Consider the following 17,470-nt stretch of genomic DNA (forward strand, 5'->3'; position numbering starts at 1 on the left):
GAGAACTAGGATTGTTCGGCTTTCATGTTAAATTATTTTTGTTTTGCAATCACAAATGCCATGTTATTTTGAATTGATGACTTAAAACTAATCGTACTAGGGTACCCGGATTTACCAACCGAAGTCGCCGCACCATCATTGACATAAATACCAACTTGATAGCCCTGATTCATTAATGAAGCTAATTTCCGACTTGTGTATCCTTTGGCAGCAAGCATTTTTCCAACAGTTTTTGCTTTTTGGGCATTAGTAGCAGCAGGTCCCATTAGGAAATCATGAACGATTGTTTTATGGGTTATTAATCCCTCCGTCACAGTGCCGCTTACTTTCCCCAAATCGATCACAGATTGGTAATTAGTGATCTTATTCATAGCAGCTTGTTTAGATAAATTAAGGCTTATGTTAGCATTCGGGATTAATCGTAGCAATGCTCGAGATAATTTTTGGGACTTGTCAGTGTTCAGATAATTGAGATAATCACTATCACGATTAAAACTGTTGATATTTTTAACAACGGCTGGGGTCACGTAACCGTGCCAAACGTAGCCTTTAACCTTGCCACCATAATTACTGATTGCGTAATAGACGCTGTTCTTACGGACAAATGAACGGGTGATATACCAAGTTGTGTACTGGTAGTTTTTCAAATTATGCAATTTCTTGGTAAACCGCGAGTTCCAAATATACGCATTCTTGTTTGTGTCAGTGTAATAAATTGCGGCATCGGCTTTTCCAGAAGTCCAAGTGTACTTGTTAACAGCTGTCCAAGCATGAGAAGTCACCGGGTAGGCACTTACGCTAATCCCCAACGTTAATAAGCCGATAGATAAAAATTGAACGATTCTTTTATTCATTGCGAGTTCTCCTTTGAAGATGCTATTATCTAATATCAAAAAGTTTTGCAAAATAACCAGTTATACAATATGTGATCATGCAATAGTTGATTTATAGCGGTTTAGCTAAATTAATACTCCAGACAAATTCTTCCCATGCCATATTCGGATTAGGGGCATAAATACCAATGACATAGTTACGCATTGCATTTCGTTTGCTGGTTGTGTAACCTTCAGAAGCCAATGTTTGTTTAATTTTGGCAATTCTTTGCTGATTTGTCAATTTCGCCTTGGTCGGGCCCAAATAAGCAGCCGCTTTTTGTAAATTGATTCGGTCCGTGAAGAATTCTTCAAAAGGCTTGTTAGTTGAATCTACATCTGAATTAAACTGGCCGAGGTTTGATAACCTCAGTGAAAGTTTACTGTTTGGAAAGAGTTTTAAAACTGCACGCGCAACAACTTGCGATGGTGATCTCTTAATGTAATTAAGGTAGTCTTGATTATTAGTGAAGCCAACTGTACTTAAATAGTTCAGTTTTTGATAATTACGATTATATCCTTTGGTTAAATAACCATGCCAGACGCGACCATATCTTGAGGAATTGCCTTTGGGGGTCACGATGAATGTTGCATAGTACAGACTTTTATGACCATTATGAAGATAAGTTTGCTTAGTTAAGGCTGAAAGATAGGAATTAGGAAAGTCTTTCAAATTGTAAAGAACCTTGGTGTGTTTCTTGTTCCAAACGGGCACATTCTTGTTCTTATACTGATTTTTAACATGAAGGATGCCGTTATTATTGAATGAATTGAGCGTTTGATAGGTGTTAACATTTTTACTGGTAATTATTTGGTAATTGGTATCACTTTTAGCATGGACTTGATCGTTAGCCAAGCTGACTAAACCAATAATTAGGCTACATATGGATAGAACAATGGTTAAATATTTTTTCATGTTTTCCTCCTAAACAGGTCATCTTCAGTATACTAAACTGAAATACAAAGTAAAAATTATTAAAGTGGTTATTTCTGGAGTTTAAATAGTTAGTTTATGCCAAAAAAATGAAAACGAATTATTCTTTAATTAATCCCGTAATCGTGTATGGAAAGGATGATCGTGGTCAGGTGTTACCGTTATATTTTAATTATTATTTTACCCGCAATTTTAATGGATTTGATTGATCATTACTCTTTATTGGGATCTGCCATGTTACTAAAAATTACCTAGATAGGTATCTGGCAACCGTTGGTATTTGCAGCTACAAGCTGGTTGTTCATTGGAATGACAACATACAATTATAAATACTGCATTATTTTCAGCGATTAAATATTTGGGAAGAAGTATTTGTGGCAAATTAAATAAGTCATGGCTTAGCTTTTGCCTAAAAATTTGGATAATCGGATTAAAAGAATATAAAGGTGGCAGGGGATTACTTGTAACTTGGGAACAGAGAATTACACTGGAGGCGATTTAAGGAATTAAATCTATGAGGAGATTATCGATATGAAACTATCACAAACAGGAATTGTTTTATTATCTGGCTTAGTTTTAGGCGGATTAGGGATGGTTACTCTTGATAATTCGGATGTTTATGCTAAACAGGAAAATGGTTATAGTGTTCACACCGGCTATGATAAGCCCTGGGGTTCCCAGCTAGCTAAGGAAGGCTATGTGTTTAGATTGGAAAACGATCAAAATAACAACGGACTTTGGAGCCAACCGATCGGCAAAAATGGTCATAATTTAATTAGTCGGAAAGCATTTCAGCAAGTCATAAAAAATAAGGTTGATTTTAAGATTTATCGCGTTTGGCAGTATAAAAACGGATTGCAATATAAAATCGTTTCGCGATCGGGTAAATATCGGGGTTGGATTGATAATGCGGGTGTTTACAATAAATATAGTCTCGATAAGCAGTTGCAACCGATCATTGAACAAGAGCAAAAAGTTGTTAACAGCATTAATTCCAAATACCCTTATACAACGCATTACAATAAAGCCGACTTAATGGACTATCGAAACGATTTAGCAAAGGCAAATAAAGAAGCCAGTGGCCTCAGCGGAAATAAAAGGGCAATTGCTTTGAGTTCAGTGAAAGAAGTTAACCGCTATCTTAGAAGTCATAACGCTGACCTGGTACCAACTTTATTGTGGCAGAAAGTGAAATGATACTGGAGGCGAATTAAGGAAGTTAAACTTATAGGGAGATTATCGATATGGAACTATCAAAAACAGGAATTGTTTTATTATCTGGCTTAGTTTTAGGCGGATTAGTTACTCTTGATAATCCGGTTGTTTATGCAAAGCAGGAAACCGGCTATGGTGTTCAAGCTGGCAACATTAATAGAGCACGTGGTTCTCAGTTGGTTAAAGAAGGTTATGTGTTTAGGTTGGATGGTGATAAGCATAATAGTGGGCTTTGGAGTCAACCAACTGGAAATAATAGATCCAGATTAACCGGCCATAAAGAATTACGAAGAATTATCAAGGATCGAATTAACTTTAAGATTTATCGCGTTTGGCAGTATAAAAACGGATTGCAATATAAAATCGTTTCGCAATCGGGTAAATATCAAGGTTGGATTGATAATGCAGGTATTTACAATAAATATAGTCTCGATAAGCAGTTGCAGCCGATTATTAGCCAGGAACAGAAAGTGGTAAACAGTATTAACGCGAAATACGTGGGTGCGGCACATCAACATTATGAAAAGAAGGATTTATTAGCTTATCAGGACGAATTAACCAAGGCGTCTGAATATGCTGGTCGTCTTTCCGGTGATAAACGGTTAGTCGCCTTAAAATCAATCGGCCAAGTTAGGAACTATATTAAAAGTCGAAATTCTAATTCAATTCCAACATTACTATGGCCTGTTTAAAATGATTTTTTCATGAATATGTTTAAAAAATAGAATGAGACAAAGTCGGTTAACTTCCAGAGTACAATTGGATTATCCCAATATTCCGGGTGGCATAGTGGGATAATTCGGTTGTACTCTGGAAGTTGCCTTTTGTCACACGTTTTTTACTTGGTAATAGTTATGATTACAAAAATGGGGCTGGACAAAATCACTTTTGTCGCAACCCCTTTTCTATGGGAAAATAATTGTTTAATTCAGAAGATTGGAAAATAAGTAAGTTGTGGTTGCTGTTTTTTGAGAACGGTATTTTTTCTAAAATAGTTCTGCAAAATATCGCATTTTATTTCTTATATGAATTGGCAATTAGTCCGGTACTATGATAGCGTTGACGAACTCGCAGAACGATATAAGCTGCTGCTATAAATGCAATTGTCCAGGCGAGTAGGGTCACAATTCCATGAGGATAGCTAAACTGAATGTTTCTAGTTTGATGAGCAAGTTGCCCCGAAACCACGTTGGCTCCATTAAAATAACTGGTAGGTAAAAATTGACCTGCCTTGGCGAGTGGTTTGAGAAAGGGGGTTACCAAGCTAGTTCCGATTAAAGCCAAAGTACCAATTAAGATAGTTGGCAATACCTGCTTAGTTAAAGTTGCAATAAAGTAAATGCATGTCACGATAAAACAAGTGCTTAGAATTCGAAGGACAAGAATTGGGAATACCAAAGAGCCCTGAGAAATGTAGATATTGAATGGAAATTTTGGTGTGAAGAACGCGATTGGATAACGCCAGTTTCCAATGCCGGAAATGATAGATGAAGTTAAAAAGCTGGTAATAATTGCGATAATAACAAATAAGATGGCAACTGCGTAGCCGGTTGAGATACTTTGGATCATATTGTTTTGGGTGCTCATTGGTAATAGGTTGTCCTTATCGATATTGTGGCCAAAGCGTTTAGTATATAATAAACCAAAGTTGAAAATAAGTAATAGTGGAATTAACACGGACGAGATAACCTGATCGACAAAAATAGAAAATGAAATGCCGGTTGTGGGGCTGGTTCGTGATTGTTCGGGAAGGTTTAATTTAAACAGATAATGACATCGATAAGTTTCACTCATTAAAAAGTTCACCAAGGTCCGATCAATCACTTTATCATTACTTGCGGCCGGCAACTGCCAGTTATTATATTTAATTTGAGATTGATAAGCAGCTCGCCATTTCTTAGTTTTGGCCAGGTTCTGTACGCGGTGATTCATTCGGCGATCTTTTTTTATTAACCGAATATCATCCTGATTAGCTTTAGTTTTATCTGAAGCGCTGCGGTTGATTTGTTGCGTATCAAATGTGATTTGTCTTCCTGAGTTAGAAGCCAAAGTTTGATCGTTTTGATTTCGCAAGTTGAAAGCCAAGCAAGCGATTATAATAATGACGATAATGGAAACTGAAATAATAAATAGTTTTGATTTAATGACTTTTTTTAATAAAAAAGTTGCATAACTCATTTACTTACCTCCTTCATCACTTGATCCTTCAATTCGAGAATGTGATCGACGATTGGTGTCATGTCAGATCGGTAGTGAGAAGAGATAATAATGCATTTTTGCTTCTGTTTTGCGGTTGTCTGTAACTTGCTATAAAGGAGCTTACGGCTATTTTCGTCGAGACCATTACTTATTTCATCCATGACTAAATAATCTGCATTGCTAATAAAATACATAGCGATTAATACATGTTGCTTCATACCCAGGGAATATTTTTTAATCGGAACTTTAATATACTCGGTCATCCCCCAATCCGAAATGATGTCGGTTATCTTTTGGTTGGAATGCCATTGTTGCTTCACAAATTTGAGATAATCTAATCCCGATAAATTGCCATCAAACCAGTCTGAGGATTCGTAGAAAAAGACACGACGTTTACCCTGGTTAAATGGTTGATTATCGAAATAGACTTCACCTTGTTCCCGCTTAACTAAATTGGTAATGGTTCTAAAAAAAGTTGTTTTTCCGGTACCATTAGTCGCAACGATCAAATAAATCTGTCCTTGTTTAAATTGATAGCTAAATTCTCTGAGGATTGGGTGACGCATTTTAATAGATAATTTGTTGACAGTTAAAATTCTATCAGCCTCTTTCATAGATTGATTTCATAACAATACAGTTTGCTTATTTCCCATTTCAAGCTACCATTTTCTTATAAACGTGTCAATGAGGCAACTATAAGCAACAAATCCCGTTTGTCAGTGGCTAATTTGGTGATTGACGGGCTGTTGGCAAGATATGCGCTATGATTTCAAAATTATTGAATTCTCTAAATACTAGACCTACACTCTTAGTAAGATCCCAATTCACTGAGGTTTCAAATAAAAATCCGGGATTTGATTGTTTCAGATTACCAATGAAAGCGAGTGATCATCATGAATGGATTGGCATCAAGTGTTGGGATTCTAATTGTATTAGTTGTAGTTTGTTTATTCTATGTAATGGATCCTGATAAAAAGCGATCTAACTTTATTGGTTATCGAACTAAGCTGAGTAGGTCCTCTGAAGCGAACTGGCGATTATCGCAAAAGCTGTTTTATATCTTGGCAATATCCTGCCAGTTGGTTTTGGTGCTTGCCAACGTCCTGATCGACATTTCTGCTTCCCTTAATTTCTGGATATTACTGGGCTATATGCTAATTGTGGTTGCGATTATTCAATCGATTTTACATAATAAACAGAAACGCTCGTAAGATGATTGCTAAAAATAGTCAAGAATTGAAAGTCCACATCATGAAATATAAAAGGCACCACTTTCTAGTTGATAACGATGAGGTTACCAAATAAAAAGTGATGCTTATTTAGATCTTTCAGTTTATATCGAAGAAACTTTCAATCAACAAAAAATTGTGACTGATCTCGTTATTCAAATTCTTCATATTCATTAGGATCCTGACCATCAATTCTGCCATCCGGCTTACTTAACGAATTAATCGATTTGATTTCATCAGGTGTTAGTTCGAAATCAAAGAGGTCGAGATTGGCTCGTTGATGATTTAAGTTGCGTGACTTTGGAATTGGGACAATGCCACGTTGATTGTGCCATCTTAAAATAATTTGGCCGACATTTTTATTGTACTTTTTGGCAAGGTCTTTAATGATCGGTTCCTTCAAAGCGGCACTTCCGCGACCTAATGGACTCCAAGCTTCAGTGACAATCCCACGTTTCTTATCTTCAGCCAACATGCGCTCTTGAACCCAATAAGGGTGGATTTCAAGTTGGTTGACGGCTGGTGTCACGCCAGTCTCTTCAATCAGTCGATCCAAGTGTTTCGGTTCAAAATTAGAAACACCAATTGATCGAATGAACCCCCGTTTTTTCGCATCAATCATGGCTTGAAATGCCTCAACATAGTGATTGCGTTTAGGTAGGGGCCAGTGAATGAGGTAGAGGTCAAAGTAATCTAAGCCCATCCGATATAGTGATTCTTGGATAGCCATGGTTGCATCATCATATTTATGATATTTGCCAGGTAGTTTAGTTGTCACGATAAACCGCGAACGAGGAATTCCGGATTGACGAATTGCTTCGCCAACCAATCCTTCGTTATCGTAGTTAGTGGCGGTATCTAAGGCGCGGTAACCGTCTTTAATTGCGGCGAGGATCTGTTGGAGACCGTCGCCGCCACGGATTTGATAAGTTCCCAAGCCGATTGCCGGTAGTTTATAGCCATCATTTAAAATTAAATTTGGAACTGTTCCATTTGCCATTTAATTGATAACCTCCATTTGGTGTTAGATAATATAACGTGTTCTTTTACCGTAACGCGATTTTTCTTGATTTTCAAATGATATGTTCGCAAAATTATTTTTTAGAATTATCGGTTTGATCATCCGATGGTTTTGCAACGACTTTTCGGACAGTGATGTACCAGCCAACCTGCATTGATTGGTTTGGATTAATATATTCCACGCTTAATTCGTATTGTTTAGCATGAGGACTGCGGGTTTGCAGCATATTTTTAACTTCAAGCGCATCAGAACGGCTTTCAAAACGAAAATTACTATTGGTACTATATGCGCTGTGCGTGCTGGGGTCTTTATACTCATGATTGAAGAAATCTAGGTACTCCTTGGAGTTATTCAAGGTATCACATCCTTCCTCATTCTCTATTGTAACCAACCATGGCGGTAAATTCATCGTTATGACTTAATTTTAAGTTGTTTTGATTTTGAAAAGCCTATAGGATAATAGTTAAGTTAATGATAGCACTAAGGAGTTGACTAATATGAAAAATGAACTGCCGAAAAGCGGCATTGTTCGTCGCAAAATTAATGAACACTATCTAATTTATGATGGTGATAATCATGAGGCCGTTCAAGCGTTTGTGAAACCGTTTGACAGCCATGTTACCAAAAAGAAGAATAAGATGCAGATTGTGACTAGTCGGGGGGCCACTGCGGTTGAGCCTGGCGAAGTAATTATCAAGGGGTTTGAAAATCGAATTGAAATATTTAGTCAAAGTGAATTTGAAGAGACCTATCAGCTTACGGATTAGAGGTAGTTTATGAGTAGACGGCAAAAAGTTCAATTATGTTACTGGTTAACATTTATTGTTGGGATGGCACTGGCGCTTTACATTAATAGTCGGGAAGTATTGCGGATTGCACCCCATACGACAAATGCAGTGCCATTATCCAGATCATTGATTGGGACAATGTTAGTGAGTGATTTTGGTGAATTATTAATAGTTAGTATCTTTTTTGGCTGGCTGGCAACCAGGTTTCTTACAAGGGGTCTACTGCATCAGGATAAAACAATGTGGGCAAGCCTGGTTTTAATGATCATGATGACGGTTATGTTAATGACGCTGGTTGTCTATCAGACTGCCATGCCGTCATGGTTGGACATCCCTTGGACGCTATGTTTGTTTGGTGGGCCGATTTTGATTCTGATCAACGCTTTGAAAGTGGATGCAACGATGATCGATCAACATTACCTTGTTGGAATCATGGTGGGTATTGGATACATATTGATGATGCTGACTGGTTTGAATACGTCGACGATGTGAGGTTATGGGGTGTTGTTGGCGGGTGGTTGAAGGACTTTATCATTAAGCTAAAACGTGGTGCGAGAGGCAGCTTCCAGCCCTGGAAAATATTTTCCCAGAGTAGATTTAGAAGTGGCTACTTAGCTGAAATGTGGATTCAGAAGCAACTCCCGGCCATATAAGTGAATCAAGAAGTTGAGGGGTTAACTATGTTGAAATCTTGAAATTAGTAAGTCCCCCAGAGCAGATGGATTTGGTACTTAGTCTAAAACGTGGTCTAATGAGCAGCTTCCGGCCATATAAGGCACTTAACCCAATATTCCTGCTCTTGGAATATTGGGTTAAGTGCCTTATATTCTGGAAGCTAAGCGCTCATTAGACCACTCTCTTGTAATTACCCCCACAACCCCCTAAAATAAAACTTATAACGTTATTCGAATTAGGGGGAGATGCGTTTCATGGCACATAATGGGTTATTACTGGTTAATTTGGGGTCACCGGTTTCACCGACCAACAAAGATGTCCGCGCCTACTTGAAGGAATTCTTAAGTGATCAAAACGTTGTCGAGTTACCCAAATGGTTTTGGCAGCCACTTTTACGGGGGATCATTTTGCCTGCCCGGACTTGGCGTTCCGCGACCTTTTATCAACATATGTGGACGAAAGCCGGCTCGCCATTAATTGTTTACACGCAGATTTTACGAGATAAAGTTCAGAAAATCTTGCCTGACTGGGACATTCAAATGGCAATGACATACGGGCAGCCGGATATTTCTGAAACCTTACATAAGATGGCTGCCCACGATGATGAAATCGTTGTGTTACCACTGTTTCCGCAATATACCCAGAGTACTCATGATTCAATTTTCCAGCAAGTGCGTGCTTCCGGCGTAAAAACAAAATTGATTAAGAGTTTCTATCAAGAGCCCCGTTATTTGAAATTACTGGCCAGCGGGGTTGATCGCTGTTATCCCCAAAAGAAATATGATGCAGTTTTATTCAGTTATCATGGGATTCCAACTTCAATGGTTAAAAAGGGCGATCCTTATCGGAAGGAGTGTTTGGCAACTACCGCTGGAGCCACTCAATATTTGAAGTTGCCGCATGAAAAGGTTCGAACCGTTTTTCAATCTAAATTTGGCCCAATGCCATGGCTAAAACCGTATTTAAAAAATACTTTAATGGAATTAGCCGAAATGGGGAAACGAAACGTTCTGATTGTTACACCGTCGTTTGTGGAAGATTGTTTGGAAACGATTGAAGAGAATAACGTTCAGAATTATCAGCAGTTCCGGGCAACCGGTGGTCAAATTTTTGATGCGGTTCCACCGATGAATGCAAACGATGACTTTTGCCAATTTGTTGCCGATCTTAGCATGAAACAAATCAATCCCGATCGGGGGAAGGCTGATCATGACACCAAATACTAAAAAGAGTCTCGATGAAATTAACCAAAGTGTTGCTGTTCCCAGCGTTTATGAAACCTCGTTTTTCCAAAAGTTTCTAGCTTATAGTGGTCCCGGTGCCTTGGTTGCTGTCGGGTATATGGATCCTGGTAACTGGTTGACGTCACTTTCCGGCGGAAGTAAATACCGTTATGCGTTATTATCGGTTTTGCTGATGTCAATCTTGGTTGCGATGTTCATGCAAACGCTGGCGATTAAATTAGGGGTTGTTGCCAGATTGGATTTGGCACAGGCGATCGCACAAAAGATTCCCAGAGGCGGTCGATACGTGCTTTGGATCATTAACGAAATTGCAATGATGGCCACTGATATGACTGGTGTGGTTGGCACAGCCATTGCGCTCAAATTATTGTTTAGGATACCATTAGTTTACGGAATTCTGTTTACGATTTTTGATGTCTTGTTAGTCCTGCTGTTTTTACGGTTTGGGATTCGGCGGATTGAATTTATTGTGTTGTTCTCGATATTGACCGTTGGCATTATATTTGGTATTGAAGTTTTTCGAGCCTGCCCCAGTGTACCAGCCATTTTTAAGGGATTGGTCCCCACTCCCGGGATTATCACAAATCACGAGATGCTGATTATGAGCCTCGGAATTGTCGGCGCGACGATCATGCCGCATAACGTATATTTACATTCTTCCTTGGCCCAGAGCCGCCGATACGATTATCATAACCCCAAGCAGGTCGATGAAGCGCTGCGTTTCGCGAAATGGGATTCCAACGTCCATTTAATTGCGGCATTTCTGATTAACGCGTTGCTGTTGGTATTGGGCGGAACCTTATTTTTTCAGAAAAATAGCAACTTGTCAGCCTTCCAAGATGTGTATAATGGTTTGAAAAATACGGCAATCGTTGGCAATCTGGCAAGCCCGTTAATGAGTACGCTATTTGCGTTTGCCTTATTAATTACGGGAATGATTTCATCAATCACGAGTACCTTGGCCGGCCAAATTGTTATGGAAGGGTATTTGAATATTCGATTACCGTTGTGGGAGCGCCGTTTGCTAACCCGATTTGTAACGTTGATTCCGATTTTGATAATTGGTTATTTGGTTGGTTTTAGTGATCAGTCGTTTGAACAAATGATTGTTTTTGCTCAGATCGCGTTGTCAATTGCACTGCCGTTTACCTTGTTTCCAATGGTTGCTTTGACCAGTAATCGTGACTTGATGGGTCGGCACACGAATAATCTGTTCATCACAGTTCTTGGGTACGCGTTAACAGCTGTGATTACGGTATTGAATCTGCAGTTTATGTTTAGCATTTGAAGACTTTTTAGTTTAAATGAAATCAATTTTCAATCAGGGGGGATTGGCTTTTGAAAGTTTTGGGAATTCTTGGTGCCCATCGTCGAAACGGGATTACTGAGAAAATGCTTGAAACGGTTTTAGCGGGTGTCAAAGCACCCAATGAAACTGAAACGATCTATTTAGAAGATTATTCATTTAAGCCGGATCAAGGGGATCAACATGATTCAGTATTGGATGAATTAGAACAAAAAATGCTTGATAGTGATGTATGGGTTATCGCGGCACCGACTTATTGGGGTGGTTTGGCCGGTAAAATGAAGGACTTTTTTGACTGTATGCGTGAGCGATTGGTCCGAATTGATCATCTCGGTGGCACTCACCCTGACCGGTTTGCTGATAAGCATTACGTCAGTATCACGGATTGTTATACCGGCGCGTTCGAAAATTGGGTAACCGGAGTCACCGATCAGTCATTTCGAACGATCGATAAAGTGATGTCCGCGGCAGGAGTGATTAAACTACATGAACTGGTTTTAACCAATACTTACGGGATGAAGGCATTACCGGAAAATAAAAAACAGACCTGCCTCAAATGGGGACAGCGTCTGAATTCAGTGAAGAAGCGAGATGACAGTACATTGAAACGGTATATCGAATTATTCTTTATGATTGCATTTATGGCATTATTAACGATGGGCATTCAAGTTGGGTTGAAAATGCTGCCAACGGAACACTTTTGGTTAAGCTATCTTTCATTTGTCGTTATTTTTTATGTGCTGTTGGGATTTATTCTTCATTTCTTTACAGTCGTGAAACATCGTCGGCGTTAATCTGGTAATTCCTGCAACCACGAGAGAAGCTGAGATTCAGCTTGTGAAACATAGGCTGGAATTTGTAATGCTTTTAGGGTTGATAAGGAACTAAGGGTTACCCTCATTAACTGGATCTCATCCAAGAGACTCGCTTTGGTTTGAGCCAAGGTGTCTTGGCGATAAGTTTTAAAAAGGTCAATTTGTTGCTGGTTTGATAAGCAGTTCGCTAAGAATTTATAATTAGCGCCCGCGTCAAACTGGCCTTTTCTTTTGATTGAAACGCGCCAAGCCAATATTTTCAGTAATTGGGGTCGAACCGTTTGATTGTTGGTTTCATTGGCATAAATGAGGTTATGGCGGGCCAGGCCCTTGACGACATTTCCGGCTGTCCAATAAAATTCATTAAGGGAATTTTCAAAATCCGATTGGGTTGGAATACCGATAAAGTGAGTTTTGGCACTGGTTTGCCTCGGTGTTACCTGCTGACCCCGCCGCCAAACGATGGTGTTGAGCGAGTCGGCTCTTAAATAGGTTGGCAAGTCGGAAAGAGGGGCGATCTTTAAGTCAATGCGCTGGTGATGGTCAAACCGGACCAGGTAAGTGTTCCATGGCTTGGTTGCCTTGCCGAATAAATGGTTGTTGGCAAAGTGCTGCCAAATCGTGGGCGTCCCAAACTTTGGCCACCAGTCCTGAAAACGAAACCGTTGTAGATCCGTGGAAAAGTAAGTGACATCAATATCCTGCCAAGGGTCACTGTGAATCTTGGCGTTATTAATTGAGCCTTCCGTACCAACGGCTTCGATGAAATCGTGATCTTTGGCATATTGAATTAATTTAGTGAGGGTTGGATGCATTACGATCATCTCTTTTAAGGTTGATTGATTAATTGGGATACTTGCCGGAAGTTAACTTGGGGTTTGTTTAGCTTCTTCGATTATTTCTTGAATGTTATCCCGGGTGCTCATGAGTTGCTCTTGCATAGCTGATCGGTATGGATACTTCTTTTGCAGCCAGCTAATCCAAGTTAAGGCTTGATGGGGATTGGCAACTTTTGCAAAATAGATAAGTTTGTCTCCGACCCGTTTATAGGCCGCTTTGTTGGCATAATGATCGTTAATAATTAAATAGTCGTAATAAGATTGGCTTATTTCTTCAGGAAATTGCTGGTAGAGGACAGGTGTATATTGATAAATTAAATAACTGGTATCGGCAATGACGGCTAATAGTTTAGCGTATTCGTGTTCGATGTTAAGAACGAATGCGTTATTTTCGGTTGTTAGTTGTTGTTGGCAATCTTTCAGTAGATCGGAGCGGATCCTTTGCCATTTGTTTTGTCTAATGTAAAGCTGTTTTAATGGTTGATAAGCATCCGTGTTATTGGTTAATAGCCGTCTTCTAAGAATTTTCTCCAGATCTTGATCTTGATGAGTTGTTGAATAAATTTGAATGAGTTGTTTTTGCCAAATATCTTTCCATGACATGTTACGCCAGTCACCCTCTTGGCATAGCTTTGCCGCGAGTTGATAATCTTTATCATTCAGAGCGAACTTAACGCGTTCTAAACGGACGTTTGAATCATCCAAATTTTTGTCAAGAAGTGCTCTTGCTTGATCAATTCTTCCGAAATGGTGTTTTAGTCGGGCTTTAATAATTATTTCCATTGCTTGGGCATCAGGAAGATCGTTTCCGATATAACCGTCATAACCACCATCACTGATTCTAGCGATTGAATTCGTCATTGTTTGGGTGACGATTGTTAACATCGATTCTGGAATTAATGGGATAATACTGCTGATAATTTTGTAACGGGTCTTTTCTTTTCCATCCCAAATTTTACGATTGAATATCTTCAGTGTTTCCTGAATCATGTTTTGTTTGGTGGAGGCGTTAACCTGATCTTTAATTTGTTGAACCAAAGCGGTTAATTTCTTAAGTGCCGTATTAATCGTGGTTTTAAAGGTGTCATCAAATGGAAGGATAGTTGATTGAATTTTTCCCGCATTCAGCAAAACGAAAAGGATTCCGTGAAAAGCGTAAGCATAGTAACCTTGTTGGCCGCGTCGTGTAAAGCGTTGCAGGTCAGCAAGCAGCAACTCGTTAACAACAATAACAGTACTGTTGCTCCAAAGGCCTTCATCATTAACATGCTTTTTGATCGTTGTTTTAATTGTCTGTTTGATATCGTTAAATTCTGCTTTAAAGTCTAGTTTTCCCGATTGCGCGGTCAACTCATAGTATAAGGAAGGTGTGATCTGAGCGGCACTGACTGCAAAATCTTGTAACTGTTTTTTTGACAACTGAGAAACGAATTGTGTTAACGCTGTTTGCTGTTTTTTATCCATTGTGAATGCCTCTTTTTAGACTTTCTCTAAGTTCAATATCACATAGTAAACAGATTTAGTTGTGCCGGGATAACGGAATGCAGATGCTACAGTTTGAGTTAAAGTTAACGCAAAAATTCATTCAAAACAACTGATAACTCTTCAATCATGGCTCGTCTTCTGGGATACATCATAATGAGCTTATTAATCCAAGCCTTCGCTAGATCAATGCTGCCAAAATCAGCATATTCACGAATCTTATTAGCAAGTCGACGATAACCATTTCGATTAGTTTCGGGTTTATTAAGGACAACAACATGATAATATAAGCTGCTAATTTCACCAGGATATCTTGGGTAAAGTGACCGGGCAAAGGCGACATCTAAGATACGTGGCTTGATTCTGATTAATGTCATTAATTTATCAATTTCATGTTCATTATCCAAGATGGATGAATATTCCCATGGTGTGAGTCGATTTTCGCATTTCTTTAGTAATTTCGGATATTTCTTTTTCCAAGAGCCATCCTCTGTGATGAGCTTTTTTAGCGATTGATATGCAGATAGATCGTGGTTATCCAAAAGCCTTTTTTCAAACATGTCTTGGAGCTTTTATCGTTGGTTGGTCATTTTATATATTTTGATGAGGTAGTTTTTCCAAGAATCGTTTCTTTTAGAGTCATCAGCGTCAAGGCAGTATTGTGCGGCTAATTCGAAATCTTTTTCTTCAATTGCCAAATCAATACGCATTTTGCGAATGTCGTTAATTTGAATGTGTTTTTCCATGTATGCTTTTGCTTGTTGCAAGTGATTAAGTTGGAGGAGAATTTTCGTGTTTAAAATGCAACTTTTGCTGACATAGTAACTGTTGGGGTCTGAATTATGAACCGATGAGTATTTGGTAGTCTTTTGAATAACATCGAATGATTTATCTGTAATTATTGGTAGCATACTGGCCAGAGCATTAAAACAATACTCATACCAGTCATTAAATTTTTGGCCGTTAAACGTTTTAATGATTTGACGAGTATAATCGATCTTTTTGTCTTCGGACTTATTTAAAACTGTATCACTAAATTCGACAAGCGCGTTGTCTACCATTGAAAAAAGATAGTCTAGAGAGTTTGAATCATCAAATGCTGTTGTTAACATGCTACCACCTGCCTGATAAATAAGAAGAAACCCATTTAATGCATGCTGATGGTAACCTTGTTTCAAACGATGTCGATATTTGTCTATAATCGGCCACAGCTTGTTGCAAATTACTTGACATTCTTTATCGGAAATAAAATTATTTAATTCAGTATTATTCAGTATTGATCCGATTTCTTCTTTTGTTTTAGCAAGCTCATAGTCCGTATTCAGTTCACCGAATTGAGCTGTGAAGTCTTTATAAAAATCGGTATCTAACTGGCATCGGTGGATAATAAACTGACGCAGATCATTGGTAGAAGTTTTTGTAACGAGTTTAATAATCGAATTTGTTTGATTGTTTTTCATAGACGTTCTCCGTTAAATCAAAGATGTGAGGGGATTTGACGTATTAAATAAGTTTCAATAGTCATTTCTTTGTCAAGAGGATACCACATCAATCTTTACTGTGCGACCTGATTCTTAATCTAATGGACGCCGCGCCCTTATTCAGGTATCATCAAGTTAAACTAATTAGGGGTGTTTAGCTTGCAAAACGTTTATTTTGATCATGATGGCAATGTTGACGATTTAGTATCACTGTTGCTTCTGTTACAAATGCCGGACGTTCATTTAACTGGTGTGGGTGTTATCGATGCAGATGGTTTTATTGAGGGATCAGTACCGGCTTCCCAGAAAATCATTGCGAAATTTGGGCATGATTCGAAGGTTCGGGTGGCTGCTTCAAACTCACGTGCCGTTCACCAATTTCCTAAAGAATGGCGCTTAAGTTCATTTTCATTCGATGCCTTTCCGATTTTAAATGAAGGTGATCCTGAATTAGCGCCTCAGGCTGATAAACCGGCTCACCTTGATATGATTGAAAAATTAAAACAGGAACCTGAAAAAACGGTATTGGTAATGACCGGGCCATTGACAGATCTAGCTCGCGCGCTGGAAGTTGATCCAAGCATCGTTGATCATATTGAACGATTATATTGGATGGGTGGGACCATGCGAACGACTGGAAACGTCATTGAGCCCAAACATGATGGCACTGCTGAATGGAATGCTTATTGGGATGCCGAAGCGGTTAAAACCGTTTTTGATGCCAAAATTGATATTCAAATGGTTGGTTTGGAAAGTACCAATCAAGTTCCATTGAATGCCGATGTTCAACAGCACTGGGCCGACTTGCGACGTTATCCGATGATGGATTTGATTGGTCAAGGCTATGCATTGGTATCATCATATGAAGCAAACTCCACGTATTATTTGTGGGATGTTTTGACAACGGTTGCCAGCCAGTATCCAGAGATTGTTGAAACAAAAGATATTCGCGGTGACGTGATTGTTTCCGGCGAAGGTGCCGGTCGAACCTTTGAAACGGCTGATGGCCGCCCAATTAATTTGGTAACTAAAGTCAAGGCTGATAAGTTCTTTGATAAATTGGATGACCTGTTAACAAAATAGCGTTTTTTAAGGTTTGAGTCGTTAAATCTGAAATTATTGAAAAGAGTGAAACGGAGTGTCTTTTGGCTTAAGTGGCTTCGATTCATTCTTTTTGTGATAGATACAAATTGTTTGACCGGTGTGTGTCTTGGTTGCTACTAATCTGAAACGTGGTTTAGCAAGCAGCTCCCGGAAGATGAATATTTTAATTGGCTTGAACAAAATATCATTTGGACCGAATTCTTCTAGTCTAATCACAATAATTACCGAGTGGAGACGTGGGAAGAAAGGCAACTTCCGGCCGTATA

The 17,470-nt window shown here is 38.9% G+C and carries 19 protein-coding genes; 9 read left to right on the top strand and 10 right to left on the bottom strand.

Annotated features, from left to right (window positions below; translation table 11 throughout):
* Positions 1-32 precede the first annotated feature (32 nt).
* Both FC85_RS11990 and FC85_RS11995 read right to left on the bottom strand, forming a co-directional pair.
* Complete coding sequence (locus FC85_RS11990; RefSeq protein WP_057865776.1) at positions 33-854, bottom strand: hypothetical protein; 822 nt, start codon at positions 852-854, stop codon at positions 33-35.
* A gap of 91 nt (positions 855-945) precedes the next feature.
* Entirely contained in the window at positions 946-1,788 is an 843-nt protein-coding gene (locus tag FC85_RS11995; RefSeq protein ID WP_057865777.1) for a hypothetical protein, read from the bottom strand.
* A gap of 549 nt (positions 1,789-2,337) precedes the next feature.
* Here FC85_RS11995 and FC85_RS12000 point away from each other — a divergent pair.
* Both FC85_RS12000 and FC85_RS12005 read left to right on the top strand, forming a co-directional pair.
* Entirely contained in the window at positions 2,338-3,003 is a 666-nt protein-coding gene (locus FC85_RS12000; RefSeq protein ID WP_057865778.1) for a hypothetical protein, read from the top strand.
* Positions 3,004-3,050: 47 nt separating this feature from the next.
* Entirely contained in the window at positions 3,051-3,713 is a 663-nt protein-coding gene (locus FC85_RS12005; protein WP_057865779.1) for a hypothetical protein, read from the top strand.
* 322 nt (positions 3,714-4,035) lie between these two features.
* Here the strand turns inward: FC85_RS12005 and FC85_RS12010 are convergent, their stop codons facing one another.
* Positions 4,036-5,199 carry an ABC transporter permease gene (locus FC85_RS12010; protein WP_057865780.1) on the bottom strand — a complete coding sequence of 388 codons (1,164 nt, stop codon included), beginning with the start codon at positions 5,197-5,199 and terminating at the stop codon, positions 4,036-4,038.
* Entirely contained in the window at positions 5,196-5,834 is a 639-nt protein-coding gene (locus FC85_RS12015; protein ID WP_225427571.1) for an ATP-binding cassette domain-containing protein, read from the bottom strand. Before FC85_RS12015 ends, FC85_RS12010 begins: the two co-directional genes overlap by 4 nt.
* 279 nt (positions 5,835-6,113) lie before the next feature.
* Here FC85_RS12015 and FC85_RS12020 point away from each other — a divergent pair, with 279 nt between their 5' ends.
* Positions 6,114-6,431, top strand: a complete 318-nt coding sequence (locus FC85_RS12020) for an SdpI family protein (RefSeq protein ID WP_057865781.1) — start codon at positions 6,114-6,116, stop codon at positions 6,429-6,431.
* A 169-nt stretch (positions 6,432-6,600) separates the two neighbouring features.
* On the opposite strand, the gene FC85_RS12025 is transcribed toward FC85_RS12020, so the two are convergent.
* Entirely contained in the window at positions 6,601-7,449 is an 849-nt protein-coding gene (locus FC85_RS12025) for an aldo/keto reductase (protein ID WP_057865782.1), read from the bottom strand.
* Positions 7,450-7,543: 94 nt separating this feature from the next.
* Complete coding sequence (locus FC85_RS12030; protein WP_057865783.1) at positions 7,544-7,825, bottom strand: hypothetical protein; 282 nt, start codon at positions 7,823-7,825, stop codon at positions 7,544-7,546.
* 142 nt (positions 7,826-7,967) lie between these two features.
* Between FC85_RS12030 and FC85_RS12035 the strand changes: the two genes are divergently transcribed.
* The 5 genes from FC85_RS12035 (at position 7,968) to FC85_RS12055 (ending at position 12,277) form a co-directional block, all read left to right on the top strand.
* The gene (locus FC85_RS12035; RefSeq protein ID WP_057865784.1) at positions 7,968-8,237 is read left to right on the top strand and encodes a hypothetical protein; all 270 of its coding nucleotides are present in this window, start codon (positions 7,968-7,970) and stop codon (positions 8,235-8,237) included.
* Positions 8,238-8,246: 9 nt separating this feature from the next.
* Positions 8,247-8,750, top strand: coding sequence for a hypothetical protein (locus tag FC85_RS12040; protein WP_057865785.1), 504 nt, complete (start codon positions 8,247-8,249; stop codon positions 8,748-8,750).
* 437 nt (positions 8,751-9,187) lie between these two features.
* Positions 9,188-10,159: a ferrochelatase gene (gene hemH / locus FC85_RS12045; protein WP_057865786.1), complete on the top strand. Its 972-nt coding sequence runs from the start codon at positions 9,188-9,190 to the stop codon at positions 10,157-10,159.
* The gene (locus FC85_RS12050) at positions 10,143-11,465 is read left to right on the top strand and encodes an Nramp family divalent metal transporter (RefSeq protein WP_057865787.1); all 1,323 of its coding nucleotides are present in this window, start codon (positions 10,143-10,145) and stop codon (positions 11,463-11,465) included. The genes hemH and FC85_RS12050 overlap by 17 nt, the downstream gene beginning before the upstream one ends.
* 50 nt (positions 11,466-11,515) lie before the next feature.
* Entirely contained in the window at positions 11,516-12,277 is a 762-nt protein-coding gene (locus FC85_RS12055) for a flavodoxin family protein (RefSeq protein WP_057865788.1), read from the top strand.
* Here the strand turns inward: FC85_RS12055 and FC85_RS12060 are convergent.
* From FC85_RS12060 to FC85_RS12075, 4 genes are all read right to left on the bottom strand, one after another.
* Positions 12,274-13,113 carry an aminoglycoside 6-adenylyltransferase gene (locus FC85_RS12060; protein WP_057865789.1) on the bottom strand — a complete coding sequence of 280 codons (840 nt, stop codon included), beginning with the start codon at positions 13,111-13,113 and terminating at the stop codon, positions 12,274-12,276. The genes FC85_RS12055 and FC85_RS12060 overlap by 4 nt on opposite strands.
* Positions 13,114-13,164: 51 nt before the next feature.
* Positions 13,165-14,601, bottom strand: coding sequence for a hypothetical protein (locus FC85_RS12065; protein WP_057865790.1), 1,437 nt, complete (start codon positions 14,599-14,601; stop codon positions 13,165-13,167).
* A gap of 104 nt (positions 14,602-14,705) precedes the next feature.
* Positions 14,706-15,179 (bottom strand): hypothetical protein, encoded by a 474-nt coding sequence (locus FC85_RS12070; RefSeq protein WP_057865791.1) that lies wholly within the window; start codon positions 15,177-15,179, stop codon positions 14,706-14,708.
* A gap of 12 nt (positions 15,180-15,191) precedes the next feature.
* Positions 15,192-16,079: a hypothetical protein gene (locus tag FC85_RS12075; RefSeq protein WP_057865792.1), complete on the bottom strand. Its 888-nt coding sequence runs from the start codon at positions 16,077-16,079 to the stop codon at positions 15,192-15,194.
* A gap of 180 nt (positions 16,080-16,259) precedes the next feature.
* On the opposite strand from FC85_RS12075, the gene FC85_RS12080 reads away from it, so the two are divergent.
* A complete protein-coding gene (locus FC85_RS12080) occupies positions 16,260-17,183 on the top strand; it encodes a nucleoside hydrolase (RefSeq protein ID WP_057865793.1) in 924 nt (307 codons plus the stop codon).
* Positions 17,184-17,470: the final 287 nt, after the last annotated feature.

The organism is Lentilactobacillus diolivorans DSM 14421 (genome assembly GCF_001434255.1).
Lineage (GTDB): Bacteria > Bacillota > Bacilli > Lactobacillales > Lactobacillaceae > Lentilactobacillus > Lentilactobacillus diolivorans.

Excerpts from the sequence above, each read along its gene's own strand:
- FC85_RS11990 (WP_057865776.1), bottom strand. The coding sequence starts at position 854 with ATGAATAAAAGAATCGTTCAATTTTTATCTATCGGCTTATTAACGTTG.
- FC85_RS12000 (WP_057865778.1), top strand. The coding sequence starts at position 2,338 with ATGAAACTATCACAAACAGGAATTGTTTTATTATCTGGCTTAGTTTTA.
- FC85_RS12010 (WP_057865780.1), bottom strand. The coding sequence starts at position 5,199 with ATGAGTTATGCAACTTTTTTATTAAAAAAAGTCATTAAATCAAAACTA.
- FC85_RS11995 (WP_057865777.1), bottom strand. The coding sequence starts at position 1,788 with ATGAAAAAATATTTAACCATTGTTCTATCCATATGTAGCCTAATTATT.
- hemH (WP_057865786.1), top strand. The coding sequence starts at position 9,188 with ATGGCACATAATGGGTTATTACTGGTTAATTTGGGGTCACCGGTTTCA.
- FC85_RS12075 (WP_057865792.1), bottom strand. The coding sequence starts at position 16,079 with ATGAAAAACAATCAAACAAATTCGATTATTAAACTCGTTACAAAAACT.
- FC85_RS12035 (WP_057865784.1), top strand. The coding sequence starts at position 7,968 with ATGAAAAATGAACTGCCGAAAAGCGGCATTGTTCGTCGCAAAATTAAT.
- FC85_RS12015 (WP_225427571.1), bottom strand. The coding sequence starts at position 5,834 with ATGAAAGAGGCTGATAGAATTTTAACTGTCAACAAATTATCTATTAAA.
- FC85_RS12060 (WP_057865789.1), bottom strand. The coding sequence starts at position 13,113 with ATGCATCCAACCCTCACTAAATTAATTCAATATGCCAAAGATCACGAT.
- FC85_RS12070 (WP_057865791.1), bottom strand. The coding sequence starts at position 15,179 with ATGTTTGAAAAAAGGCTTTTGGATAACCACGATCTATCTGCATATCAA.
- FC85_RS12040 (WP_057865785.1), top strand. The coding sequence starts at position 8,247 with ATGAGTAGACGGCAAAAAGTTCAATTATGTTACTGGTTAACATTTATT.
- FC85_RS12005 (WP_057865779.1), top strand. The coding sequence starts at position 3,051 with ATGGAACTATCAAAAACAGGAATTGTTTTATTATCTGGCTTAGTTTTA.
- FC85_RS12065 (WP_057865790.1), bottom strand. The coding sequence starts at position 14,601 with ATGGATAAAAAACAGCAAACAGCGTTAACACAATTCGTTTCTCAGTTG.
- FC85_RS12020 (WP_057865781.1), top strand. The coding sequence starts at position 6,114 with ATGAATGGATTGGCATCAAGTGTTGGGATTCTAATTGTATTAGTTGTA.
- FC85_RS12025 (WP_057865782.1), bottom strand. The coding sequence starts at position 7,449 with ATGGCAAATGGAACAGTTCCAAATTTAATTTTAAATGATGGCTATAAA.
- FC85_RS12050 (WP_057865787.1), top strand. The coding sequence starts at position 10,143 with ATGACACCAAATACTAAAAAGAGTCTCGATGAAATTAACCAAAGTGTT.